Source organism: Vibrio sp. SSH13-20 (genome assembly GCF_040104475.1).
Taxonomy (GTDB): Bacteria; Pseudomonadota; Gammaproteobacteria; order Enterobacterales; family Vibrionaceae; genus Vibrio; species Vibrio harveyi.
The window spans coordinates 12,711-37,038 of sequence record NZ_JBECOU010000003.1 but is presented as its reverse complement, the minus strand read 5'-3'; the positions used below and the strand labels follow the sequence as shown (position 1 = coordinate 37,038).

Annotated in this window: 17 protein-coding genes; 12 read left to right on the top strand and 5 right to left on the bottom strand. The window is 46.4% G+C overall.

All coding sequences use genetic code 11. From position 1 onward, the window contains the following. Positions 1 to 17 precede the first annotated feature (17 nt). The 6 genes from ABMY42_RS08900 to ABMY42_RS08875 all read left to right on the top strand — a co-directional run bounded on the left by ABMY42_RS08900 (position 18) and on the right by ABMY42_RS08875 (position 8,303). Positions 18 to 1,727, top strand: a complete 1,710-nt coding sequence (locus ABMY42_RS08900; protein WP_349266335.1) for an ABC transporter permease subunit — start codon at positions 18 to 20, stop codon at positions 1,725 to 1,727. Between the two features lie 164 nt (positions 1,728 to 1,891). After that, a complete protein-coding gene (locus ABMY42_RS08895) occupies positions 1,892 to 2,359 on the top strand; it encodes a hypothetical protein (protein ID WP_069686975.1) in 468 nt (155 codons plus the stop codon). 192 nt (positions 2,360 to 2,551) lie between these two features. Beyond that, positions 2,552 to 4,189: a methyl-accepting chemotaxis protein gene (locus ABMY42_RS08890; protein WP_349266229.1), complete on the top strand. Its 1,638-nt coding sequence runs from the start codon at positions 2,552 to 2,554 to the stop codon at positions 4,187 to 4,189. Positions 4,190 to 4,385: 196 nt separating this feature from the next. Further along, positions 4,386 to 5,324, top strand: a complete 939-nt coding sequence (locus ABMY42_RS08885; RefSeq protein WP_020195661.1) for a LysR family transcriptional regulator — start codon at positions 4,386 to 4,388, stop codon at positions 5,322 to 5,324. A 145-nt stretch (positions 5,325 to 5,469) separates the two neighbouring features. Further along, the gene (locus ABMY42_RS08880; protein ID WP_274876764.1) at positions 5,470 to 7,389 is read left to right on the top strand and encodes a TonB-dependent receptor; all 1,920 of its coding nucleotides are present in this window, start codon (positions 5,470 to 5,472) and stop codon (positions 7,387 to 7,389) included. A 17-nt stretch (positions 7,390 to 7,406) separates the two neighbouring features. Continuing rightward, the gene (locus tag ABMY42_RS08875; protein WP_349266228.1) at positions 7,407 to 8,303 is read left to right on the top strand and encodes an alpha/beta hydrolase; all 897 of its coding nucleotides are present in this window, start codon (positions 7,407 to 7,409) and stop codon (positions 8,301 to 8,303) included. A gap of 438 nt (positions 8,304 to 8,741) precedes the next feature. On the opposite strand, the gene ABMY42_RS08870 is transcribed toward ABMY42_RS08875, so the two are convergent. Beyond that, complete coding sequence (locus tag ABMY42_RS08870) at positions 8,742 to 9,380, bottom strand: winged helix-turn-helix domain-containing protein (RefSeq protein WP_033008669.1); 639 nt, start codon at positions 9,378 to 9,380, stop codon at positions 8,742 to 8,744. Between the two features lie 497 nt (positions 9,381 to 9,877). Between ABMY42_RS08870 and ABMY42_RS08865 the strand changes: the two genes are divergently transcribed. The 3 genes from ABMY42_RS08865 to ABMY42_RS08855 all read left to right on the top strand — a co-directional run bounded on the left by ABMY42_RS08865 (position 9,878) and on the right by ABMY42_RS08855 (position 15,797). Then, positions 9,878 to 11,014: an efflux RND transporter periplasmic adaptor subunit gene (locus ABMY42_RS08865; RefSeq protein ID WP_349266227.1), complete on the top strand. Its 1,137-nt coding sequence runs from the start codon at positions 9,878 to 9,880 to the stop codon at positions 11,012 to 11,014. A 2-nt stretch (positions 11,015 to 11,016) separates the two neighbouring features. After that, on the top strand, positions 11,017 to 14,178 hold the full coding sequence (locus ABMY42_RS08860) for an efflux RND transporter permease subunit (RefSeq protein ID WP_017188233.1): 3,162 nt from the start codon (positions 11,017 to 11,019) through the stop codon (positions 14,176 to 14,178). Positions 14,179 to 15,344: 1,166 nt separating this feature from the next. Continuing rightward, positions 15,345 to 15,797: a MarR family transcriptional regulator gene (locus ABMY42_RS08855; protein ID WP_005446725.1), complete on the top strand. Its 453-nt coding sequence runs from the start codon at positions 15,345 to 15,347 to the stop codon at positions 15,795 to 15,797. Positions 15,798 to 15,825: 28 nt separating this feature from the next. Here ABMY42_RS08855 and ABMY42_RS08850 read toward each other — a convergent pair whose 3' ends face one another. Then, entirely contained in the window at positions 15,826 to 16,572 is a 747-nt protein-coding gene (locus tag ABMY42_RS08850; protein WP_349266226.1) for an FCD domain-containing protein, read from the bottom strand. A gap of 517 nt (positions 16,573 to 17,089) precedes the next feature. Between ABMY42_RS08850 and ABMY42_RS08845 the strand changes: the two genes are divergently transcribed. The 3 genes from ABMY42_RS08845 to ABMY42_RS08835 all read left to right on the top strand — a co-directional run bounded on the left by ABMY42_RS08845 (position 17,090) and on the right by ABMY42_RS08835 (position 20,586). After that, positions 17,090 to 18,337, top strand: coding sequence for an allantoate amidohydrolase (locus ABMY42_RS08845; RefSeq protein ID WP_069686979.1), 1,248 nt, complete (start codon positions 17,090 to 17,092; stop codon positions 18,335 to 18,337). A gap of 133 nt (positions 18,338 to 18,470) precedes the next feature. Then, positions 18,471 to 19,862: a TIGR00366 family protein gene (locus tag ABMY42_RS08840; RefSeq protein ID WP_349266225.1), complete on the top strand. Its 1,392-nt coding sequence runs from the start codon at positions 18,471 to 18,473 to the stop codon at positions 19,860 to 19,862. Between the two features lie 22 nt (positions 19,863 to 19,884). Continuing rightward, a complete protein-coding gene (locus tag ABMY42_RS08835; protein ID WP_349266224.1) occupies positions 19,885 to 20,586 on the top strand; it encodes a DUF1028 domain-containing protein in 702 nt (233 codons plus the stop codon). A gap of 64 nt (positions 20,587 to 20,650) precedes the next feature. On the opposite strand, the gene ABMY42_RS08830 is transcribed toward ABMY42_RS08835, so the two are convergent. The 3 genes from ABMY42_RS08830 to ABMY42_RS08820 all read right to left on the bottom strand — a co-directional run bounded on the left by ABMY42_RS08830 (position 20,651) and on the right by ABMY42_RS08820 (position 24,300). Continuing rightward, positions 20,651 to 21,460 (bottom strand): fumarylacetoacetate hydrolase family protein, encoded by an 810-nt coding sequence (locus ABMY42_RS08830; RefSeq protein WP_349266223.1) that lies wholly within the window; start codon positions 21,458 to 21,460, stop codon positions 20,651 to 20,653. An 87-nt stretch (positions 21,461 to 21,547) separates the two neighbouring features. After that, positions 21,548 to 22,504 (bottom strand): AEC family transporter, encoded by a 957-nt coding sequence (locus tag ABMY42_RS08825; RefSeq protein ID WP_349266222.1) that lies wholly within the window; start codon positions 22,502 to 22,504, stop codon positions 21,548 to 21,550. Between the two features lie 179 nt (positions 22,505 to 22,683). Then, positions 22,684 to 24,300 carry a polysaccharide lyase 6 family protein gene (locus ABMY42_RS08820; RefSeq protein WP_349266221.1) on the bottom strand — a complete coding sequence of 539 codons (1,617 nt, stop codon included), beginning with the start codon at positions 24,298 to 24,300 and terminating at the stop codon, positions 22,684 to 22,686. Positions 24,301 to 24,328: the final 28 nt, after the last annotated feature.

The following is a 24,328-nucleotide window of genomic DNA, read 5'->3' as shown; positions in this document are numbered from 1 at the left end:
CTCGTTGGAGCGCTTGTATGCCTGAATGGTTTACGCGTTTTTTGTCGCGCTTCCTGTCTCTCGGGGTAGTGGTTGTGTTGGTGGGTTTGATGCCGGATATTGCAGGTATCGACCCAAGCCAATCAATCCTGCGTGCCCGTGCGGGTGCTCAACAATTGCTGACGGCGGAAGCTCTGCAAGCAATTCGAGAAGATCTTCAACTTGACCGCAGCGCTGCTGAGCGACTGTGGGATTGGTTGACGCTTGCCATGCAAGGTGACTTAGGTGTCTCTTGGGTGAGTGGCGTATCCGTGATGGAGAGCGTTCAACAAACCGCAAAAACGTCGCTATTACTGATGCTTACAGCGCTAGGCATGGCATTTGTAATGTGTATGGCGAGCGTGTTTTACACTGTGCGTCGTTGGCAACAGAATCGTTTAGACAAACATCATGACACGCTCAGTTCGGTGTTGGTCTCACTGCCTGAATACGTGATTGCTTCGTTGCTGATCATGGTGTTCTCCATCTGGTTGGGTTGGTTCCCGCCTTATGGTTGGCAAGGCGTACAAAACCTCTGGCTACCCAGTTTGGCAATGGCATTGCCTGCTGCTGGCTTGTTCGGGCGCCTACTCAATGACAGCCTCAAGCGTGTACTAGATGAGCCTTGGGTGATCACTTGGCTATCGGCGAACGTCAGTAAGTTTCAAATCTTACGCTTTGCCTTGTGGCGTGCCGTTAGTAACTTGATTCCTCAAATCGCAATGACGGTGATTGGTTTGACCGGCGGCGCGGTTGCTGTGGAGCAAGTGTTCTCCATTCCGGGTATCGGACGTTTGATTTTAGGCGCAGCGAAGTCACAAGATCTGCCTATGCTGCAAGGTGGTTTGTTGGTGTTGCTGGTGTTCTCGATGTTGATCAGCAGTGCGAGCATCTTATTGCAACGCTGGTTACTCGGACACAGTGTCACAAGTGGCAAGCTGATCAGCAGTCACAGTACTTTCCGTTTTACCCAAAGCACCACTAAACGTATCGTCAGTGCGACAATCTTTGCCTTGCTGATTGGTTGTGCGGGATGGGCGTTAATGCGCGACCCTTACACCATCCAATTTACTCGCCTTGAATCGCCAAGCTTAGCTGCCCCGTTTGGTGCTGATGCGGTCGGGCGAGATCTGCTTGCTCGTGTTGGCGGCGGTATGATGTCGACAATCAAAATGGGCATCATCGCCACCTTCCTAAGTTTGGTGATTGGTTTGCTGCTCGGCTTCGTGACTCGTTATAGCCAAGGCTTAATTGAGATCACCAAAGGTGTGCCATACATTGTGGCGGGTCTGCTGATTGCTGGTCTAACGGGGATGAACCCAAACAGCGCTTTGATTGCGATTGTTATGGTGTCATGGGCACCATTAGCAGCGCACTGTGCGAGCTTGTTGATGGAAGCCAAAGCGCAGCCTTACACGCATCTTGCGCCCATTTGGGGAACCAGTCAGTGGCGAGTACTCCGTTACTACTTGTTGCCTTACGTACTGCCGCCATTGATTCGTCACGCGTTTCTGCGTTTGCCGTACATTACGCTTAGCCTGACGTCTCTGAGTTTTATCGGACTTGGCGTTAAACCGCCAGAACCTGAATGGGGCTTATTGATTGCGGAAAACTTGCCTTACATAGAGCGCTCACCATTGGGTGTCTTACTGCCAATTTCAGGCTTAGTTTTGATGGCGATTGCAATTAACTTGTTGTTCGACGATTAAACCGGATTCATGAACTTTCTAACAGCCTCAATAGCGATATTGAGGCTGTTTTCTTTCAGTTTCATTATTCGCCATTGTGCGTCCCAAAAGCCACGTGCACATTTGCGCTCTGGCGTGTCATTCTTAAGCTATCTCTCTCGGTTTTTATCTTGATAGGCAAGGGCATGAAGGAATACGCACCGCAGTACAGCAAAAAACAAAAGATCATCAGGGTCGTTATTGCCGGCGTATTTTGCATTCTAGCTGGTGTGCTGTTTAAGCTTGAGGGGGAGCCTCTACTGCAAGCAGTTGCCAAAGCGCCGGAATGTTATGAAGTGTTCGGTATGCAGGGATTAGAACTTCTGGTTTACATACTGTTCTTTTGGGTGCCACTGTCCGTGTTTTTACTTGCTGCGGTATTGATGTTGCCACTTGGCGTACGTGGTTTGATCGAAGGTCAGTTTCCACCTAAAGGTGTGAAGGTATTCAGACCCACTGTGATTCAACGCGGCAAGCTCGGTACGTTCAAATCCCTTATTCATCTCTTGTTCCCCTTATTGTGCTTTGGTTCTGTCGTGTGGGGTAATGGTCAAATCGAACCCATGATGGAGATCTTCCAACCAAAACAAGGGGAAACAACTTGTATTGACTGAAGTTCTTGATGTGTCTTTGTGACCTTGGTCCCTTATAGATAAGCCAATAAATTCAATTATTTGTTGAATCTAAAATATTAGTCGTAAAGATAAAAATTATTATAATACGTTGCACTGTATATGAAATTACTTGTGCTGTCTCTTTGTTATAATTGGGCGCGATTTGAACAATATAACAAAAGGTATCTATTCATGTTCAGCAACCTCTCTATCAAGCAAAAGATAGTTCTCCCTCTATCTTTGATGATTGTATTACTGACTTTAAGCTCAGTATTGAATGTTCTCACGATGTGGAAACAAACCGAGCTTAGCGACACGCTTAACGAGCAGGTTACCCCAAGCCTTTTTACCATTGAAGATGCGTATCGCGACCTCTATCAAGCAACTTCAGCGATTCAAGGTTTAGCTCTGGCGCAGTCTCAAGCGGAAATTGACCACCATCTATTTGAATACAAAGACAACGCATACAAAGCTCTGCCACGTATGAAAAAAGTCATGTCACTGTCCGATGCGGGGGTAATGCCTCGCAGTCATGGTAGCGAGGTGCAGAAGCTAGTATCAACAGGTGAGAAATGGCTGCAAAGCTATGAAACCATGGTCAGCAAGCCACAATCGCAGTGGGTAAGTTATTACGAGTCAAACAAAGCGGAATTTGAACACCAATTTGGTGCGGTACGTAAGCAACTAAATGTGGTGAAAGATGCGATTGAAGCGAAACAAAAGACGCTAAAAACGGATATCGCAGCAGCGGCGCTCCGTGCAGAACTTATTCTTGAAGCAGGCATCGCAATCGTAATTATCGCAGCGCTTGGTATGGTGGTATTACTGCTAAAAACTGTTGTGAAGCCAATCAACGACATCAAAGAAGCAATGGTGCAAATTGCGTCTGGAGAAGGGGATTTGAGCCAACGTATTAGCATCAACTCGCAAGATGAAATTGGTCAACTTGCCGGTGGCTTCAACCAGTTCGTGACTAAAATTCAAGCGACAGTGTCACAAGTCGTCGAAAGCGCAAACACATTGCGTCAGGAAATGAACAACCTGAATTCGTTGACCTCAACCATTGCAGATTCAACAGTTCACCAACAACGTGATAGCGAAGCTGTTGCCGCAGCAGTTCATGAAATGCAAGTGACCAGTCGCAACGTAAGCGACAGCGCTACAGAAGCCGCTTTGGCAAGCCAAACAGCGAACGAAGAGCTGTCGAATACCAATGTGATTTTGGAGCAAACAGTCGCAGCGATTCGTGATCTTGCGGGTGAGATTGAAAGTGCAAGCCAAGTTATCAATACACTAGATAATGACGTAAGCAACATTGCTTCGGTATTGGACGTTATCCGTGGCATTGCAGAACAGACCAACTTGTTGGCATTGAACGCGGCGATTGAAGCGGCGCGTGCTGGTGAGCAAGGTCGTGGTTTTGCTGTCGTGGCAGATGAAGTTCGTTCCCTAGCCAGCCGCACGCAAAAGAGCACGGGCGAGATTCAATCGATGATTGAGAAGCTGCAAGCAGGCGCTGCTCAGGCGGTGGAAGTGATGCAGGGCAGTAAAACCAGCAGCGAAGACACCATTCAATCGGCAGGTTTGGCGACAGAATCTTTGGCTGAAATCCTTAACGCGATCGCACGTATGAACGAGATGAACACGCACATTGCGACAGCAGCAGGTCAACAAAGCTCAGTGAGTGATGAAGTGAACAGCAACGTTCAAGGTATCGCAGACAGCAGCACGTCGATTGTTGATGTGGTGAGCCAAGCGCAACAGTCACTGTCTATGCTGTCAGAACAGACGCAACAGTTAGACAAGCAAGTCAGTCAGTTCCGCGTTTAATCAAGTGGAAGATTAGGTAACTCAAAGCCCCTTTAGTTTGGGGCTTTTTTGTCTTTAGGTGTTTGAATCCACACCATTATGCGGGGGGCGGGAACTCTCTATTCATTATTGAAACTGGTGAAAAGTTGTTACTCATGGCAGCATCGATCATATAATCTGGCTCTACAATTTCACTTTTCGCTGCCAGATTTCGCTTATGCAAATTCCTCAAATTGACGTAACGTCTCTCTACATTCTTAAATACCTTCTCGAAGAAAAGCACGTATCGAATACTGCTTTGCTGCTCAATACGAGTCAGTCTTCAGTAAGTCGAGCACTGCAAAAGATGCGAGTGTTTTTTGATGATGAGTTATTGGTACGTACGAGCTTTGGCTATGAACTTACCCCAAAGGCAGAAGCGATCAAGTTAGATATATCTGCGTTGATTATTAGTCTTGAAAAGTTATCGCATAAGAATTCATTCGAACCAGAGAAGGTGGAAGGCACCGTTCGATTCTATGGTTTGCAGCCGCAGATCAACACTATGATGCCCAAGCTTGTTGCTGCCATTCGTGAGCGAGCACCAAATCTTGTGGTCAGTATCGACACAACACCGAAACGCCATTTTGAGGAACTGGTGTCTGGCGATGTGCATTTCTCGCTTTCTTCCCACGAGCCGCCGACATCGGAACAAAATATTTATCGCAAGGTCGTGGCTAAACGAGACTTCCGTTTATTAATGAGCAGAAACCATCCACTTGCCAATGAAGCCTTAACGGCAGAGAAGTTGCGTGATTACCATTTTGGTCAAATCTCTCTACAAGGAGAGAAAACGTTGTCATTTGAGCACAAGTTCATTGAGTTAGGCTTAGCAGATAAAAAGCAGCGTTTGTCGGCGCCAGTACAACTTACTAACTTCACATCAGCACCGAGTATTGCGGCTGAGACGGATATCATCTTTCATTTACCGACGCCATTCGCCGAAGCGGCTTGTCAGGATGAACGCCTAATTACACGCGAAGTGCCAGAACCACTACGTTTGGATTTCTCACAAGTGTATTTGTATTGGCATAAGCGTTTTCATGATGACCCAATGTGTATTTGGATCCGTGAGTTATTCAACGAGTTGTTCGAAGATAACGAAATGCATGCATAAATGCTTGATTGGGTATTGTGAATCAACGTTGCAGATCCTGCATAGTAAGATTCGATGTCGTGCATACTGTATTAATTGAAAGCATAGGGTAATGAGAGTTTAATTGATAACAATTATCAGTTGTAAATAAAATTAGTTATCAAACATGCTCAAGAATATCCCTTTTAATTGTCGCACTGCGGTAAACGTTACCGCAGGTATTTCAGCGGCACTCCCTCTTGTTTCTTTTGCTGATTCTCAAATAACTGAAGATCACACCATCATGGAAACCATGGTGGTGACGGCTTCTGGGTATGAGCAATCTACGTTGGAAGCCCCTGCGTCGATTAGTGTGATTGACCGTGCGCAAATCGAAAACCGTTCTTATAAAGATCTAACCGATGCTCTGAAAGACATACCGGGTGTTGTTATCACTGGTGGCGGTTCTCGCCAAGAGATCTCCTTGCGTGGCATGCCTTCAGATTACACCGCAATTCTCGTTGACGGACGTAAGCAATCTGGTCGTGAAACACAGGTTAGTAGCGGGGGAGGCTTTGAGCAGGATTGGTTACCACCGCTAAATTCGATTGAGCGTATTGAGGTAGTGCGTGGTCCAATGTCGACTTTGTATGGCTCAGATGCCATCGGTGGTGTGATCAACATTATTACACGCAAAGATTTTCCAGAGTGGACAGGTAGTCTCCGCGCGGAAGCAACGCTACAAGAAAACAGTAAGTCAGGCGATTTCTATCAAGGCGAAATGTACCTCGCAGGTCCTTTGATTGATGGCTTGGTGAGCACTGCGATTTCAGGGATGTATCAAGAGCGTATTGAAGACGAAATACTTTATGCAAACGGCGGTAAAACGCTTGAGAACTATCGTGCATCTGTGTATTTCACTCCAACGGAAGAAGATACATTCACCCTTGATTACACTCATCACGATCAAGAGCGAGTGAACACGGAAGGGAAATCACGGACTAGGAGCTCTGCGACCAACAATAACCGTCAATCGGTTGGTATTGCACATGATGCTAACTATGAATCTGTAACTGGTTCTTCATACATCAGCACTGAAACGGTTGAAAATGTAGGGCGTGGTTTAGAAGTGCAAAACATCAATGCCAATACTCAATGGTCCAAGGCATTTGGTATGCATTACATTTCAATCGGTGCTGCATTTGAAAGTGAAGAACTGGATAACGGTGATTTTGTTTTTAAGAACTCGCAATGGTCGGTATTTGCCGAAGATGAATGGTACCTGACAGACAACTTTGCGCTCACATTGGGTCTACGATACGACGACAACGAGCAGTTTAACTCACACTTTAGTCCGCGTGTGTACGGTGTTTGGACTCTTAATCCAGAATGGACCATGAAAGGTGGTGTTTCAACGGGGTATCGCGCACCAAGTTTGACGGAAATGGAGGAAGATTGGGTGCAAGAAAGCTGTAACGGTAAATGTGAAGTTTATGGCAATGCAGATTTGAAACCTGAATCTTCCGTCAACACTGAGTTAGGCATGTATTACTCCGGAGTGAATGATTTGAACTCCAGTTTGACGGTGTTTTACAACGATTTTAAAGACAAGATCGACACGATTAACCTCGATCCAAGCTGTACTGGGCGCGCATGTGATTCAACGTATGTAAATATTGAAGATGCTATCACGTATGGTGCGGAAGGCTCGATTAACAAAGGCATTACTGAAACGATCAATGTCGGTGCCACTTACACTTATACCTATAGTGAGAAAAAGTCAGGTGAAGATAAAGGTCAGCCTTTAACACAAGCTCCAGAGCATTTGGTTGCACTGAACGCAGATTGGGCAATTCGTGACAATATTAACTCGTGGGCTCGTGTGTCTTATCGCAGCGAAGAATCCGACCCAATTACTGTGGATTCAAGAAATGCCTCTGCTCCGTCAATTACTTATGTTGACTTTGGTGGTAACTGGCAAATCAATCGCCAATTTAAGCTGATGGCAGGTATCTACAACCTATTCGATGCGGAAACAACATACGATAAATATGGCTATGTTGAAGATGGTCGTCGATACTGGGTTGCTGCGGAAGCATCGTTCTAATGGTGGACTTAAAATTAATGAAGAAAATCATGAGTTTGCTTAGTGCAATTTCACTGAGCGTATTGACGGTAAATGTACAGGCAAACACCTTAGAAAGTGCTGTCGTTGACAAGGATATTGTGTTTAAAACCGTTAAAGGTCGAGAGATTAAACTCGATCTCTACAAACCGAAAGTGCACAGTGAGCAACCTTATCCACTTTTGGTTTGGGTTCATGGTGGTGCTTGGAAGCGCGGGAGTAAGGATGCGATACCTACTAAGAACCCACTGTTATTGCAATCAGTCATCGAGAAAGGTTATGCGCTTGCTTCAGTCGATTACCGTTTGAGCGGCGAGGCTATATTTCCGGCGCCAGTACAAGACATCAATGATGCTATTAACTTCCTTCATGATCATGCGAAGCAATATCATATTGCGGCAGATAACGTAGTGATGATGGGGCGCTCTGCGGGTGGACACTTAGCGGGCTTGATTGGAACGACGAATGCGCGCGGCGACATCTCATTTTATGTGAAGCCCAAATATCAGGTGAAAGCGGTTGTGAGTTTTTTTGGTCCCACTGATTTGTTAGCGCTAGGCAGTAAGGGGGGAAAGAGTGCGAGTAAGAAATCATCGGTGTCTCGCTTTTTAGGTGATACGCCAAGTGCCATTCCTGAAATCGCCAAGCAGGCATCATCAACGACCTATGTTAACGACAAAACGCCACCGTTTATCCAGTTACATGGAACGATAGATAAGCGCGTTCCTTTGTCACAAAGCGAACTACTCAAAGCTAAATTGGATGAGAATAACATTGAGAACCAGTTGTGGATTGAAGAAGGTGTGGGGCATAGTGCGCTGATATTTGATTCCCAGAAGTATGTTCCTCACGTGATGGCGTTTCTTAACAAACACTCTCCCGTTATTTCGAAATAAAAGAAAACCGAGCTGAAATTATTCAGCTCGGTTTTTATGCTCTAACTGCGACTACAATCGTCTTAATAAAAGCATCTAAATCCCATGTTTTTTAGGGTTCGCTCCGCTCTGCCAAAAAAGAGCAAACTGCATTGTTCATCTAGATAGTAGATACGATTGTGGCGCATGGTCACTGGCTTTTCGTAACTCAATACAATGTATTCGTTTCCCTTAGACTTTGAATATTCATATTGATAGTCAAGCGCTTGGAAGTCTGTCACAGCACCACCGATCGGTGAGTAATGATTCCGAGTCTCAATGTGATCTTTGTAGAGTTCAGTATAGGTCGTCCACCTATATTGCATCGCTTCTACCTTGCCAAACTGTTGAACTTTTGACTGGTGTGCCGTGAACAAGAGAATGCCGTTGAACACAACCAATGCTATCAATACTTTGTATTTATGGGCATTGAAGTAGAAGCTGATCTTTGTGATAAATGCATTCATGGTTGTTAATTGTCACTATCGTTTTTCCGTCATCGGAACGCTTTATTTCTGGGTAAGCTTTGGCTCTTAGTACTTGTTCAAAGTCGTGCTTGTAATACAGCGCTTTCGCCGTTTCATAAAGGTTGAAGACTGTTAGCATGAGCAATGCTGTGAGTAGAAGGCTCCATAAACCTTGGCTTTGACCCGTTTTGATAACACTCATTGGAGGCGTTTTTGGCTTTGGCTCAATTATTGGCTCAGAAACGAGCTTTTCTTGCTCAGCAACATCGAAGTTTAATGCATAGCCAACACCAGGAGTGTTTATGAGAATCGCTTTGTCGTCATCTTCTAGTGTGCGTCGAGTGCGATTGATCAGCTGCGGCAAGCTCTCTTGTGAGATATGCTCATAACCCCAAACCTGTTGAATAATCTCTTTATTGCTGATCGTGTTTGGATGCGCATCAACGAGGCAGTTCAATAATGCTTTTTGTTTATTGGTGAGCTTAATTGTGTCTTGCTCTTCTGTTTTGCCACTCAAAAGGGAGGGCAGTAAATAGTGAGTCGTCCTGTCCCATGTGAATTTCCCTAATACTATTCTATTGTTGTTTTTCATAACCAACTTATTTCGTATTTCAGGCTGTTTTAGGGGAGCGAATTATAGGGAAATGAAGAAGGAAATCAACGTCTATATTTGAAAATTAATTACGCAAAGCGAAGGTTAAATGTTCAATTTATGATTCAATGTTAATCAGTTGTAAATGCAATTCAATGCCATTTTGTTATCATTTCAGTTTATGCTCTGCTTATATTAATTTCTCTCCAATATGATTTTTTGTTGACTTTCTTTGTCACGAATTCTCTGGTTTTGTCTACTCTTTCTCCTGTTTTTCTTAAGAAAAATCCAATTTCAATTGCTCACAGAAAATTTATTTTTCCAATAGAAAAGCGCTCAAATTGAGAGATCAATAACAGCTTTAGAACAAACATTTTTGTCTATCGTAAAGAGCGGTAAATTTTGTTGTATGTACAACATTGAGTAATTATCATCCCGACTAATATTTGCTGACTTTTTATTGAGTCACGTTTTTTAGTTAGGAAGAGAGAATTTTCATGACACGTAGAACCACGCTATCGCTCTTGATTGCGTCGAGCCTATTATTGGTCGGGTGTGAACAGAGCCAAGAAGGACAAGCACAAGGTGGTCCAGCGCCGACACCAGAAGTGACGGTAATGACGGTTGAACCGGTTCGCCAAGCGTTAACGGTAGAATTGCCTGGTCGTAGCCGAGCGTTTAAAGAGGCAGAAGTTCGCCCACAGGTAACGGGTATTATTTCTGAGCGCAATTTTGAAGAGGGTGGTGTGGTTGAGAAAGGTCAATCGCTTTACCAGATCGACGATTCTACGTTCCAAGCAGACCTATTAAGTGCAGAAGCGGAATTGATCCGTGCTCAAGCTTCGGAAGAATCGACGTACTCAACAGTTCGTCGTTACCGCGCGTTGATTACGAAGAAATCGATCAGCCAACAAGATCTCGATGAAGCAGAAGCAGCGTACAAAGAAGCGAAAGCGCAAGTGTTGGTAGCGAAAGCGAAGATCAATACAGCGAAGATCAATCTTTCTTACGCACAAGTGAAAGCGCCAATCAGCGGTGTGATCAGCAAGTCTAACGTAACGGCGGGTGCGCTAGTAACGGCAAACCAAGCGGCGACGCTAACGACTATCCAACAGCTAGACCCAATCAATGTTGATATCGTGCAATCTTCTGCTCAGCTACTCCGTTTGAAAGCAGCGATGTCACAAGGTCACTTGCAAAAAGACGAATCCGCTCAAGTAACACTAACGCTTGAAGACGGTTCGACGTATGAGCATAAAGGTATTATGAAGTTTACCGAAGTGAATGTAGATGAAAGTACTGGCAGCGTAACGCTACGTGCAGAATTCGCGAACCCAGATGGCTTATTGCTACCGGGTATGTTTGTGCGCGCAACGGTAACAGTAGGTGTGGACCCAGTGGCGATTCTTATCCCGCAGAACACAGTTACGCGTGACGCAACAGGCAAGGCCTCAGTAATGACGGTGGGTGCGGACAACAAGGTAACAATAACTCCGGTAACAACGGCGGAGTCTATTGGTAACCAGTGGCGTATCACTGACGGTCTGAAAGTGGGTGATAAAGTCATCACAACCGGTCTACAGATGATCCAACCGGGTAGTCCAGTAACTATTCAATCAGGTGAGCAGGCTTAATCATGGCACGATTCTTTATCGATCGTCCGGTATTTGCTTGGGTACTTGCGATTCTGACTATGTTGGCGGGCGTAATGTCTTTGTTCAACTTGCCAGTTTCTCAATATCCAACGATTTCACCGACCACGATCTCAATCAGTGCTCGTTACCCTGGTGCTTCTGCGAAAACCGTAGAAGACTCAGTAACTCAGGTTATCGAGCAAAACATGACGGGTCTGGACTACCTGCGTTACCTAAACTCAAGCAGTGATGCGTTTGGTAATGCCACCATCACGCTGACGTTTGATAGTGAAGCCGATCCAGATATCGCGCAAGTTCAGGTGCAGAATAAACTGCAATTGGCGATGACGTCGCTTCCGATGGAAGTACAAAGCCAAGGTATCGTTGTAAACAAATCGAACACCTCATTCTTGATGGTTGTGGCGGTTTACTCTGAAGACCCGGACTTTACAGAAAACGACATCGGTGACTTTGTTGTTACCAATATTCAAGATCCGATCAGCCGTGTAACGGGCGTAGGTCAAGTGCAAGCGTTTGGTTCTCAATACGCAATGCGTGTTTGGCTAGACCCATTCAAACTGACTCAGTTCAACCTTACTGCAATCGACGTCGCGAACGCTATTCGTGAACAGAACGCACAGGTTTCTTCTGGTCAGTTGGGTGCAGCGCCTGCGCAAAAAGGTCAGTTGCTTAACGCAACCATTTCTTCAGCAAGCCGTTTAACCAGTGTGGCTGAATTCAGAAACATCATTCTGAAATCAGAAGCGAACGGTTCGAACGTTTACCTTAAAGACGTGGCACGTGTTGAGCGCGGCGCAGAAAGCTACGATATCAAAGGTCAGTACAACGGCTTCCCGGCAGCAGGTCTTGGTATCTCGCTTGGTACTGGTGCGAACGCGCTAGAAACGGCAGAAGCAGTAAAAGAACGTCTTGGTCAGCTAAGTGCGACTTTCCCTGATGGCTTGAAGATCGCTTACCCGTTTGAGACAACGCCATTCGTTGATGCGTCGATCAAAGAGGTAATCAAGACACTGCTTGAAGCGATCGTGTTGGTATTTTTGATCATGTACCTGTTCTTGCAGAACTTCCGTGCGACGATCATCCCAACGATTGCGGTTCCGGTGGTATTGCTGGGTACGTTTGCGATCCTTTACGCGACAGGCTTTAGTGTTAACACCTTAACCATGTTTGCGATGGTTCTGGCAATCGGCTTGCTGGTGGATGATGCGATCGTTGTGGTAGAGAACGTGGAACGTGTAATGCACGAAGACGGTCTCGATCCAAAAGAAGCGACGAAGAAGTCAATGGGGCAGATCACTGGCGCTCTAGTGGGTGTTGGTTTGACGCTGTCTGCGGTATTCGTACCGATGGCGTTCATGTCTGGCTCAACTGGTGTTATCTACCGTCAGTTCTCTATCACCATCGTAGCGGCGATGACGCTATCGGTGTTGGTGGCGATCATTCTTACTCCGGCACTTTGTGCGAGCTTACTGAAGAAAGGCGATGCAGAATTTTCGGATAAGAAAGGCTTTTTCGGCTGGTTCAACCGTAAGTTTGATGCGGCAACGGCGGGTTACGAAGCGGGCGTAGCGAAAATGCTAAAACGCACCGGTCGTATGCTGTTGGTATTCGCGGCAATGAGTGCGGGCGCAGGTTGGTTGTTCATGAACCTTCCGACATCGTTTCTACCGGATGAAGACCAAGGTACCGTGTTCTCAATGGCAATTTTGCCACCGAACTCGACTCAAGAGCAGACTGAAAAGACACTAGAAAAAGTCCGTAACTACTTCCTTGAAGAAGAGAAAGACAATGTTAAATCTGTCTTCTCGGTTGCGGGCTTCAGCTTCGCAGGTCAAGGTCAGAACATGGGTATGGCGTTTATCGGTCTGAAAGATTGGTCAGAGCGTGAAGCACCAGGTTCGGATGCGGCTTCGCTAACAGGTCGTGCGATGGGGTACTTCTCAACCATTAAAGAAGCAATGGTGTTTGCATTTGCGCCACCTGCGATTCAAGAGTTGGGTAACGCAACCGGTTTCGACTTCTACCTACAAGACTCAACCGGTAACGGTCATGAAGCGCTTGTAGCGGCTCAATACCAAATCCTAGGTATGGCAGCACAAAACCCGAAATTGGTGGGCGTGCGTCCAAACGGTCAGGCAGATGCGCCGATGTACCAAGTTCATATCGACCACGTGAAACTGCGTGCGCTTGATGTGAGCATTAATGATGTAAACCAAATCCTCGCTTCGGCATGGGGTGGTGCGTACATCAACGATTACATCGACCGCGGACGCGTGAAGAAGGTAATGGTACAGAGTGACGCAGAACACCGCATGCAGCCGAAAGACTTCGACTCTTGGTACGTACGAAACTCACAGGGTGAAATGGTGCCATTCTCGGCATTCGCAACAGGTGAGTGGACCTACGGTTCTCCGCTATTGCAACGCTTTAACGGTCTACCAGCGATGAATATCCAAGGTGGTGCTGCTCCGGGCGTAAGTACTGGTGAAGCGATGGCAGAAATCGAAGCCATGGTAGAAAAACTGCCTCCTGGCTTTACGGTGAACTGGAACGGTATCTCTTACGAGGAACGTCTGTCTGGTAACCAAGCGCCAATGCTTTACGCGCTGTCGATTCTGGTTGTCTTCCTTGTACTAGCAGCACTGTACGAGAGCTGGTCAGTACCATTCGCGGTTGTGCTTGTTGTACCTCTAGGTGTGCTAGGTGCGGTACTTGCAGTAATGACTCGCGGTATGGATAACGACGTATTCTTCCAAGTTAGTTTGTTGACCACTGTTGGTCTGGCAACGAAAAACGCGATTCTTATCGTTGAATTTGCGAAGGAATACTACGAGAAAGGCGCGGGCTTGATTGAAGCAACGCTGCACGCGGTACGTGTTCGTCTCCGTCCTATCATCATGACCTCGCTTGCGTTTGGTCTGGGTGTAGTGCCGCTAGCGATCAGTGCGGGCGTAGGCTCTGCGGGTCAGAACGCGGTAGGTACGGGTGTACTTGGTGGTATGGTAAGTGCGACCTTGCTTGGTATCTTCTTCGTGCCTGTGTTCTTCGTTGTGGTTGAGCGTTTGTTCGACCGCCGCGCAAGAAAAGAGGCTCAAAAAGAGCAAGTGGAATCTACTTCACAACCAACGGCAAGCCAAGAGTAGGACTTAGCGCTAAAGACTAAGTTATACTATTGCTAATAAGTACAGAAAAGGGCGCTTCGGCGTCCTTTATTTTTGGATTCAATTGGATAGTTTGGGTTTGAGGTTTAATTTTTACGTCATTCTGAACAGCGATGGACAAGCGTGATTCAGAATTTGCTCACCGAGAGCCTTAGCTTGACGTGAAATATTGAGTGAGAGCGTGTGGCAGTTAGATTCCTGAGCTCGCCTAGGCTCGTCGGAATGACGGGGTGTTGCTCTCTCGGTTATGTTTCTCGTCATTCTGAACAGCGAGGGACGAGCGTGATTCATAATCTGCTCACCGAGTATTGTGGCTTGATGAGAAATATTGAGCCAAGAGCGTGTGGCAATTAGATTCCTGATCTCGCTTAGGCTCGTCGGAATGACGGGGTGTTGCTCTCTCGGTTATGTTTCTCGTCATTCTGAACAGCGAGGGACGAGCGTGATTCAGAATCTGCTCACCGAGTGCTGTTGCTTTACGTGAAATATTGAGTGGGAGCGTGCGGCAATTAGATTCCTGATCTCGCCTAGGCTCGTCGGAATGACGGGGTGTTGCTCTCTCGGTTATGTTTCTCGTCATTCTGAATAGCGAGGGACGAGCGTGATTCAGAATTTGCTCACCGAGAGCCGTAGCTTGACGTGAAATATTGAGTGAGAGCGTGTGGCAATTAGATTCCTGATCTCGCTTAGGCTCGTCGGAATGACGGGGTGGTGCTCTCTCGATTATGTTTCTCGTCATTCTGAACAGCGAGGGACGAGCGTGATTCAGAACCTGCTCACCGAGAGCTGTGGCTTGATGAGAAATATTGAGCCAAGAGCGTGTGGGAGTTAGATTCCTGAGCTCGCCTAGGCTCGTCGGAATGACGGGGTGTTGTTCTCTCGGTTATGTTTCTCGTCATTCTGGACAGCGAGGGACGAGCGTGATTCAGAATCTGCTCACCGAGAGCTGTGGCTTGATGTGAAATATTGAGTGAGAGCTCGCGGCAATTAGATTCCTGATCTCGCTTAGGCTCGTCGGAATGACGGGATGTTGCTCTCTCGGTTGTGTTTCTCGTCATTCCCGAAAGCGACGAAGGAGCGCAGTCGGGAATCTCTTGCAAGCACCAGACTATCCAATTGAAAACAAAGCCGAAAGTAGAACAGGCAATATGAAAGATCAGAAGATTTCTCCGATATCCGTGTTGGATCAAAGCCCAATGTTTGTGTGTGGTGTGATGCACCGAACATTCCGTAATCGTGCACAAGCAGAGTTATCGCGTCAGAACTTGATGACGTTGGAAATGGCGAGTGCCTTGGCAGCGTTGGAAGAGTTTCAACCGATGAGTCAGCAAGAATTGGCGGATGCGGTACTAACAGAGCGAAGTGTCGCAAAACGCATGGTGGACAACTTAGAAAAGCGTGGCTTTGTACAAGTCTCTAAGAGCGAAACCAATCAGAGATTAAAGATTCTAACACTCACAAAAGAAGGGGTAGAAGCGGTACGCAAAGTGCACCGCATCATGACTAACCTCAAACAAGATTTCTTCTCTTGCCTGACGGAAGAAGAATCCGATGAATTCTTCCGTTTGGTGCGTAAAATGACCTTAGCCAATCACGCTTAATTCAGCATTTCAAACGATGGCGAGCCAATTAGCTTTCTGTGAGAAAACGGTTCGCCACTTCAGCTTCTTGTTTCTTCATCAATTGATGCGCGGTCAGCATGTGTTGTTCCATCACTTGTTTGGCTTTTGATGCGTCACTTTTACGCAATGCTTCAACCAGTGCACGTTGGCTTTGCACACCCGTTTGCCACAGCTTGTGGTTGCCCGGTTCATACAGTTTGCGATAAATCGTTAGCTCGGTAAGCATTTGCGCAGTAAAGCGAACCACAAACTTCAGCAGCTCGTTACCAGAATAGCTCGCTAAGAGGCTGTGAAACTCAATCGATGCAATGTGGTGTTCGCGCTCTTGATACACATCTTCCGGTGGCGTCTGGTACTTATCGATCTGCTGATCGAGACGAGCAAGTTGGTCATCGGTCAATGTGCCCGCCAACGATGCCGCGATCTCTGGTTCCAGAGATAAGCGGATCTGGTACAGATCAGAAATTGAAACGTCTTTGAAGAACAGGTAGTTACTCAGTAGTGCCTGAGCTTTGTTCTCACTCATTTCGCTAACAAACACACCGCCTTTTGGCCCAGTCTTGGTCGAGAGAATACCTTGAGCCTCTAAGATACGCATGCTTTCACGTACTGTGCTTTTTGACGCATCAAAAGTTTCCATCACGTCGATTTCGCTTGGGAGACGATCGCCGGGTTGTAAAGCTTGATCGACAATCCATGCTTTGATCGATTCGGCTAATTGTTGAGTTCTACGTCCTTTTGCGCTGCTTGCCACATTATCCTCGCTGGTTTTTCTCGCGGTATCTAGGGTCTGTTGATCTTTCGTGGTTAAATTTTGTTCGAGATAAAATCGTTTTAGGCGGAGCAAGGAGTGTGCCGCCTAGTCACTCTAAGCAAATACTCCTTAACAAAGCATAAAACGATTTTGCGGGGGCGCCTAGCCCGAACCCTTTGGGCAGCGTTTGTTGGCCATTTCTACTTCGTTATCGACTTCTCATGTAGGCTAACTACACATCAAAGTCTCTGCCTTGTATAAACACCCAACAATTCGCTGCAAAAATCAGCACGAAAGGTTAACAGACCCTATTGAATTCTGAAGGAAATTCAAAGGATGTCACCTGTTTTCTACGTTTCTTTTTTTGGAATAAGTACGGGTTGTTGATTATGAAACCATCCGATTATCGATCGAATCACTCTCACAAAAAAGTCTATTTATCATGATAAATGTCTTTCATTTGATATTTATCATGATAAATTAAAAATGAACATGGTTAGAAAAAGAGCGATTCAAGATGGAAAAATTTGTAGAAACTGCCAGCCTAGCATGGGAGTGGTTGGAAGATATTGCTCAATGCAGCCAAACCCAAGACCCAGATAGCGAAGGTGTTACTCGCTTATGTGCCAGTGAAGAGCACGCAAAAGCGAATGAAAAACTGCGTGAGTGGATGCTGCTGTCTGGTATGGAAGTGCGCATGGACAATGCTGCAAATCTTATTGGTCGCTATCACAGCCCAAATCCAAATGCCCAGACGCTGATTTTTGGCTCTCACCAAGACACGGTGCCAAATGGTGGTAAATACGATGGCATCTTGGGTGTGATTCTACCAGTTGCGTTGATTCACTATTTTCATCAACAGAAATTCGAATTCCCATTCAATATTGATGTGATTGCCTTTAGCGATGAAGAGGGCACTCGATTCCAATCGACACTACTTGGCTCAAAAGCGATATCTGGGACGTTTGACCCAAGTGTGCTGGATGCGCGAGATGCCCACGGTGTGACCATGCGTGAAGCGTTAACGTCGTTTGGTTGTCATCCAGATCAGATCGAAAAAGACGCTTACAGCAAAGAAAAGGTGTTGGGCTTTGTGGAACTGCATATTGAGCAAGGGCCACAGCTTGAACAAGCGAACTTGCCGGTCGGTGTGGTTACTGCCATCACTGGGATTGAGCGTCATACTTTGTCGATTGTTGGCAAAGCCGGACACGCAGGCACCGTGCCAATGGACATGCGTCAAGATGCGCTAGTTGGGGCAGCTCAGGTCATTCATATGTTTGACCAACTGTGCAAACGTGAAGACGACCTAGTGGGCGTCGTAGGTAAAATCGCCAACTTCCCAAATGGTGTGAATGTGATTCCTCAGCAGACGGACATCACTATCGAACTGCGCTCTCCAAATGATGCCTCTCGCATTGCCGCACGAAAAGAAATGCTGGAGAACATTCAAACCTTGATGGCGCAATACAACCTCGCGTATCACCACGAACAAACTTATGAGCAAGCTGCTGTCACCTGTTCTGATTCACTTTCTTCGGCACTTACTCAAGCGATCGCACTATCCAATATTGACACCAAACATCTATTCAGTGGCGCGGGTCATGATGGTCTGGCTGTGTGTGAGCTGACGGATATTGCGATGTTGTTTATGCGTTGTACGGGCGGGGTTAGCCATCATCCTGATGAAGCGATTTTACAACAAGACCTCGTAGCAGCAGTCGAGGTTCTGAACCATTTCTGCATGCTGATGAAACACCAATAAAAGCGAAATAACACAAGAGAGGGTGGGGGTTCATCCTCTTTTTTACTTTCAAAACCAAGACTTGGTTTTAGCTTGTGAACGTGAAGGCTCATACCAATGGGTTTTCATTCCTATACTAAGGAGAGATTTTGTTATGGATATGACAAAAAAGATGGAGACAACAGAGAAGAAGGCTTGGTACAAGAGTATGCCGGACCCAATGGTCCTGATCTTTATGATTTTGGTGGCAACGTATCTACTGACTTTTGTTGTGCCTGCCGGGGAGTTCTCACGTGTTGTGGTGGACGGTCGTACTACCGTTGTCCCAAACTCATTTGCTTATCTGAGTGATGTGCCTGCGGTGCATTTCTTTGACATTTTTGTCGCGATTCCGAAAGGTTTGATCAGCGCGGCACCTTACTTGTTCATCGTATTCATTGCTGGTGGTTTGTTCCACATCTTGCAACGCACTGGTGCGCTTGAGAACGCGATTGGTGTGGCGGTAAACAAAGCCGGCGTGAAGAACCGTAATCTGATCATCACAATCGGCACCTTTATCTACGGTTTCTTTGGCGTGGCGGTAGGCTTTGAGAACAACATCGCACTCGTTCCGGTTGCGGTTCTGATTTCTGCTGCGGTTGGTTACTCCAGCCTTGTCGGTACGGTAATGGCAGTGGGCGGTATCGGTGTAGGCTTTGCACTGTCACCAATCAACCCTTATACCGTAGGTGTGGCTCAAGGTATTGCTGAACTGCCTACTTTCTCGGGCGCTTGGTTGCGTGCAGCGATGGTAATTTCCTCTCTTGCATTGCTGTCTTACTACATCTGTACTCGTGTGGCGAAGATGGAGTTTGAAGAGCCAGATTCAGCAGAAGGCTTAAGCAAAGATTTATCGGAATACCACCTAGAGAAGAAAGACAAACTGACGCTAGGCGTATTCCTAGCTGGTCTTGGTGTGATGCTTTACGGCGTATTTGCTAACGGTTGGTACATCAACGAGATTGCAGGTCTGTTCTTATTAATGGCAATTGTGATCGGTGCGGTGAACGGTTTAAGTGCGAATGGCATCGTGAAGCAAATGATGGAAGGTGCATCGGGCGTAACCGCAGGTGCATTGGTGATTGGTGTTGCGGCGTCGATTCAAATCATTCTCGACCAGGCGCAAATCATCGATACCATCGTTAACGCGCTAAGCTCACTTATCCAAGATATGCCGATTGCTATCTCTGCGATTGTCGCAAGTGTGGTGCAAGGTGTGATCAACCTATTTGTGCCATCGGGTTCTGGTCAAGCGATGGTGACCATGCCGATCCTAATTCCTGTTGCAGATCTTACTGGCATGAGCCGCCAGCTTATGATCACTGCATTCCAAGTAGGTGATGGTCTTACCAACCTTATTGTACCGACTTCTGGTGGTACGCTAGCCATGTTGGCGCTGGGTCGCGTCTCTTACGAGCAGTGGCTAAAGGCAATTATGCCATTCATGGTATTTGTTTACGCCTTGTGTTGGTTGGCGCTGTTTATTGGACAAATGGTCGGCTACTAACGTCTTTTTATATCGAGAATCTATGACGATTTCACTTATTCATGTTAATCCTGAAACGGGATTATCGGCTTCCATCACAGCCACTGGCGGCGTTGCCGTTGGTGGTTATGTGAACCATAGTTGGCGTGGAATTGGCGCCTGTGCAACTCAAGGTTTGTTTACCAATCCTTGGTATGCAGACAATGCCAAGCGATGGTTATCTCAAGGACTGTCTTGTCATAAGGCGATTGACCGTTTGAAAGAAGGTGATGCGGAATTCGCCAAGCGCCAATGTATGGTAATGGACAAACATGGCCATACCGCGTTTATAAACGGCGAAGAGAACATCGCGTACGTCGGATCTCTAGCACTTCAAGATTTGGCAGTTGCCGGAAACATGCTTGAAAGTGATGCGGTTATTGAGGCGTTTGCAGATTCGTTCCTAGCTCAGACTGTGCTCAATGCTGAGCAAGTGAGAGCCGGGGGCAAACCGCAATATCGTGATAACTATGAGGCAACGCTAGCGGAAGTGCTTATTGCTGCACTAGAAGCCGCATTGGAAGCAGGAGGGGATAAGCGAGGTACCTATTCTGCCTCTCTTCGTATAGAAAGTTATACTCATGCGCCGATCGATATTCGTGTCGATTGGTCTGATGACAGCTTGATGGAAGACATGAGGAAGGTACTGAGTCGAGTACGAGCGCCGAGCTTTCAAGAGTTTCTTAATGGCGTGCCGAATCAGTAAGAGGATTCATGTCGCGCAAAATAAAAAGCCGAACAGTGACTGCTGTTCGGCTTTTTTGTATTGGTTAAAACATAATTTTGTTTTCAACTTTAATGATGCCATTGAGTGAAACAGAAATGACATCGTTATCTTTCACTTCAACTGTGTGAGTTGGTAAGTCGATGTAAATTAAATCGCCCGGTTTGAGTGTGAAATACTGACTGAGTTCACTCACGATTTCTGCTGGAGAATAGGTAATTTCAGCAAAGGCGTCATTGTTAATGGCTTTACCGTTGATTTGCGAAGAAACATGAATCTGGGTGAAATCGAGTCCGCGAACGATCTCATTCGCAATTGGGGCAAAACCGTCTGCACTTTTTGCTCTTAACGAATGGGCATCATGCTGCAACCAGTTTGTTTCCGTAAGATCGCCCCCAACGGTGAGTCCAAATATAGCGGCTGACGCTTGCTTAGTATCGATGTTCTTACTTTGCTTTCCTATCACGACCACGAGGGAGCTTGAATACTCGATGTTATCGGCATCAGATGGTACTTGGATTGGAGCGCCGGTAGAAATTAACGCTGAAGGCAGTTTAAAGAAAAACTGATAATCACTTTTCTTCGCCTTATCTGCTTGTTTTTTCGCTTGAACGATGAACACTTTTTCTGGCTTAGTCGGAAGCAGCAGACTGACATCATCAACGGAAACTTGACGAGGTGAGAGTGATGAATCGGAGAAAATATCCCCTTTAAGAGGATAGATTGAGTCTTCTACTAACTTGCCGTAACTGATTTTCCCGAGGTGTTGATAGCGAACATAAGTCGTTGAAGCTGCATTTGCCTTTAGACTGACCACACTTAAACACACGCCCAAACATAATGCGATGAGTTTCATTATAGAAATCCTTATTTTTTAGCGCATTATATCGGTTAATTGCTGGGAAGCGTATGCCGAACTCTCCTACTTGGGGTTATGTCCCGATTAAATTAGGTTGTAACTCTTAAGAATGACGATACCCAATGTACAGGTAATTGTTGAGAGTACGGTCGTTAAAGCGATGATGTTCGCCGCTAAGACGGAGTTTCCTCCCATCGAACGTGCCATCACATAGCTTGCCGCCGCCACAGGAGAGGCGTTCATAAAGAACAGAATTCCAAGCTCAATCCCTCTAAAGCCAACTAAATACGCGCCTGTGGTAATCACGATAGGGGCGACGATCAGTTTGTAGCTGCTGGCAAACCAAGACGGTCCTTTCTCTTTCTTCATCAAACTTAAATCGAGTGAGCCACCGGTACACAAGAGGGCAAGGGGAAGCGTCATCTTCGATAGATAGTTACCGGCATCAATCGCCACATCCGGAACCGGAATCGACAAAAGGTAAAACACCATGCCAGAGACGATCGCGATGATCAGTGGGTTGCGCGTTAAGGTTCTCACCATCATTTTGGCGGCTTGAGAGCCAGACGTTGCGCCTTTTGGAGACAAACAAATCACGGCTTGCACGTTATAGATAAAGGTGGTTACCGCAACATAAAGCGCAGCCAGAGCGACACCTTGTGAACCGTAAGCATTCGCCACATACGCAATGCCGATGATGCCCGTATTTGCGCGAAAGCCACCTTGGATCAATACTCCTTGGTCGGGTGAAGATTTGAAGAACAGTTTGACGGAAGCGTAGGTGAAGGTGAAAAACGCGATGCTGGCAACAATGCCGTAATTGACGAAGCCGCTGGCCGCAGAGAAATCGTGCTCGGAGACGACGATACTCAAGAACAACATCGCAGGCAGCGTGACCTGAAACACCAGTTTAGAACCGACTTCGATAAAGTTGTCGTTGATAAGCCCAATGCGTTTGAAGACAACGCCCAAGACCAACATTAAGCAGATGGGGACAGTGATCGACAACGAGAATTGCAACTGATGTAAAACAGCATCCATGAGTGTATCCGCAGCAAAAGAAAAGAGTTTTATAATTGTCATACAATTAAACCACAACTCAATCTTGGGAGACAGTAGGGTGGTGAAATTTTCTTCAGTTATTGTGGGGTTACTGGTGAAAGGAGAGGGAAACCAGTCTGGCTTGTATCACCAGACTGGAAGCAAACTCTAAAGCAGAATTACTTTTGGGTATTTGCAAGGAGGTAATCAGGACCTGCTGTTTCTGCCGTTACTACAGACAGCTTGCTTGTATCCGCACCGACGCCTTGGTATTGGGTAAAGCCTTTTGCTTGCTCGCTCTTCGGCAGTTCTACTGAGTAAGAAGCGATTTGCTCTGCGTTAGTCACCGTGCCAACGTACACTTCGTTGTTGTAGGTAGGATTGACCAGCGGTAACTCTTCTGTCGCACGTACACTGACGAATTGCTTTTGCTGATGGTTATCAACCACGTTGCTATCGAAGTGAACGTCCACGCCAGCGAAAATGTTCTTCACTTCACTGTTGTTGAACAGGCTCACACGGTGCGTTTGGTTGCCGTAGACAATGCCCCATTCCGTATCTACAAGGGTGTTGTTACGAATGGTGATGTTCTTTGGTGTCCATTGTTTGTTGAGCTCTTTGCCTTTCACTGCTTGGTCGAGCTTCTCGCCGTTTGCCACATCAATAATGCCGGTGTTGATCACGATGCCGCCACGTAGATCCGCATTGCCTTCAATTTTGCCATCACGACCACGCGTGCCAGTGATGTAGTTGTTCTCGATCACGTGGTCTTCATCGTAAATACGCATACCGCCAGTAAGCAATTTTTCGTTACCTAGAATCACGTTGTCTTTCACTACGTTCGCTTTACCGTGACGAAGAGAAATCAGAGACGCACTTTCAAAGATAGTATTGCCAGAGATTTCATTGCCACCTGACTTAATCGAAATCAGCTCGCGTTCACCATCCATATCAATCAGTAGGTTATTGGTGAACTTAGAGTTTGATGCCCACTGAGAAGATTTTGAATCGCCGATTCGAATTGCTTCCCAGCTGTTGCCGTTGTAACGAATCGCATCTTTGATGTCGAATTCATTGAACTGATTTGGCTTTTGGTCCAAGAAAATGTTGTTAGCAATAAGGTGGTTATCTGGTGTGTCATCTTTTTGTACACCAATCAAAGTGCCGCGCTTTTGCTTACCTTCAAAACGGTTATTGATCACCTTGCCATCTTTACCCCAAAGTGAAACCCACAAGTATTTCGGGTATTCCGAGCGACGTTCGTCCGGTTGGTATTCGTAAGCGTGGTTGAAGTAGTAGAACGTAGAGTTTTGTAAAGTGTTGTTGTTACCCATCATACGCACACCACCGAAACGTTCAGCAGGACCGCCTTTGGTAAACACCAAACCGTCGACAGTGATGTTGTTACCTTCAAGACGAAGCTGAGCCAAACCCGTTAGCCAAACGCTGCCAGGTTGCTCCGCCTTGATGGTAATGTCGTTGGCTTTTACCGTGACGATATCAAGATCCGCGTATTTACCCGCAGGAATCGTAATTGTTGTACCGTCTGCGGCATTCTCCATTTGTTGTTTCAATGCTTGCACGGTGTCTGCGGATTGCGCTTGAAGTGCGCTGCCATCCACTGTGTTTAAGCGATCCGTAGCAAGCAAGTAATCGCGAGTGATGTCATTCACTGCGGTTTCAACAACAGCGGGAGCCGCAGCTTCCGTGGTTTGAGAAGGTGAAGTGTTACAACCTACTAGGGTTAGGGCAGAAATGGACGCGGTAACCACGCCAGCAAGCATTGTTTTTTTCATAGTCATGATCTTTTTTAAGTAGAAAGCG

Excerpts from the sequence above, each read along its gene's own strand:
- ABMY42_RS08900 (WP_349266335.1), top strand. The coding sequence starts at position 18 with ATGCCTGAATGGTTTACGCGTTTTTTGTCGCGCTTCCTGTCTCTCGGG.
- ABMY42_RS08895 (WP_069686975.1), top strand. The coding sequence starts at position 1,892 with ATGAAGGAATACGCACCGCAGTACAGCAAAAAACAAAAGATCATCAGG.
- ABMY42_RS08890 (WP_349266229.1), top strand. The coding sequence starts at position 2,552 with ATGTTCAGCAACCTCTCTATCAAGCAAAAGATAGTTCTCCCTCTATCT.
- ABMY42_RS08885 (WP_020195661.1), top strand. The coding sequence starts at position 4,386 with ATGCAAATTCCTCAAATTGACGTAACGTCTCTCTACATTCTTAAATAC.
- ABMY42_RS08880 (WP_274876764.1), top strand. The coding sequence starts at position 5,470 with ATGCTCAAGAATATCCCTTTTAATTGTCGCACTGCGGTAAACGTTACC.
- ABMY42_RS08875 (WP_349266228.1), top strand. The coding sequence starts at position 7,407 with ATGAAGAAAATCATGAGTTTGCTTAGTGCAATTTCACTGAGCGTATTG.
- ABMY42_RS08870 (WP_033008669.1), bottom strand. The coding sequence starts at position 9,380 with ATGAAAAACAACAATAGAATAGTATTAGGGAAATTCACATGGGACAGG.
- ABMY42_RS08865 (WP_349266227.1), top strand. The coding sequence starts at position 9,878 with ATGACACGTAGAACCACGCTATCGCTCTTGATTGCGTCGAGCCTATTA.
- ABMY42_RS08860 (WP_017188233.1), top strand. The coding sequence starts at position 11,017 with ATGGCACGATTCTTTATCGATCGTCCGGTATTTGCTTGGGTACTTGCG.
- ABMY42_RS08855 (WP_005446725.1), top strand. The coding sequence starts at position 15,345 with ATGAAAGATCAGAAGATTTCTCCGATATCCGTGTTGGATCAAAGCCCA.
- ABMY42_RS08845 (WP_069686979.1), top strand. The coding sequence starts at position 17,090 with ATGGAAAAATTTGTAGAAACTGCCAGCCTAGCATGGGAGTGGTTGGAA.
- ABMY42_RS08840 (WP_349266225.1), top strand. The coding sequence starts at position 18,471 with ATGGATATGACAAAAAAGATGGAGACAACAGAGAAGAAGGCTTGGTAC.
- ABMY42_RS08835 (WP_349266224.1), top strand. The coding sequence starts at position 19,885 with ATGACGATTTCACTTATTCATGTTAATCCTGAAACGGGATTATCGGCT.
- ABMY42_RS08830 (WP_349266223.1), bottom strand. The coding sequence starts at position 21,460 with ATGAAACTCATCGCATTATGTTTGGGCGTGTGTTTAAGTGTGGTCAGT.
- ABMY42_RS08825 (WP_349266222.1), bottom strand. The coding sequence starts at position 22,504 with ATGGATGCTGTTTTACATCAGTTGCAATTCTCGTTGTCGATCACTGTC.
- ABMY42_RS08820 (WP_349266221.1), bottom strand. The coding sequence starts at position 24,300 with ATGAAAAAAACAATGCTTGCTGGCGTGGTTACCGCGTCCATTTCTGCC.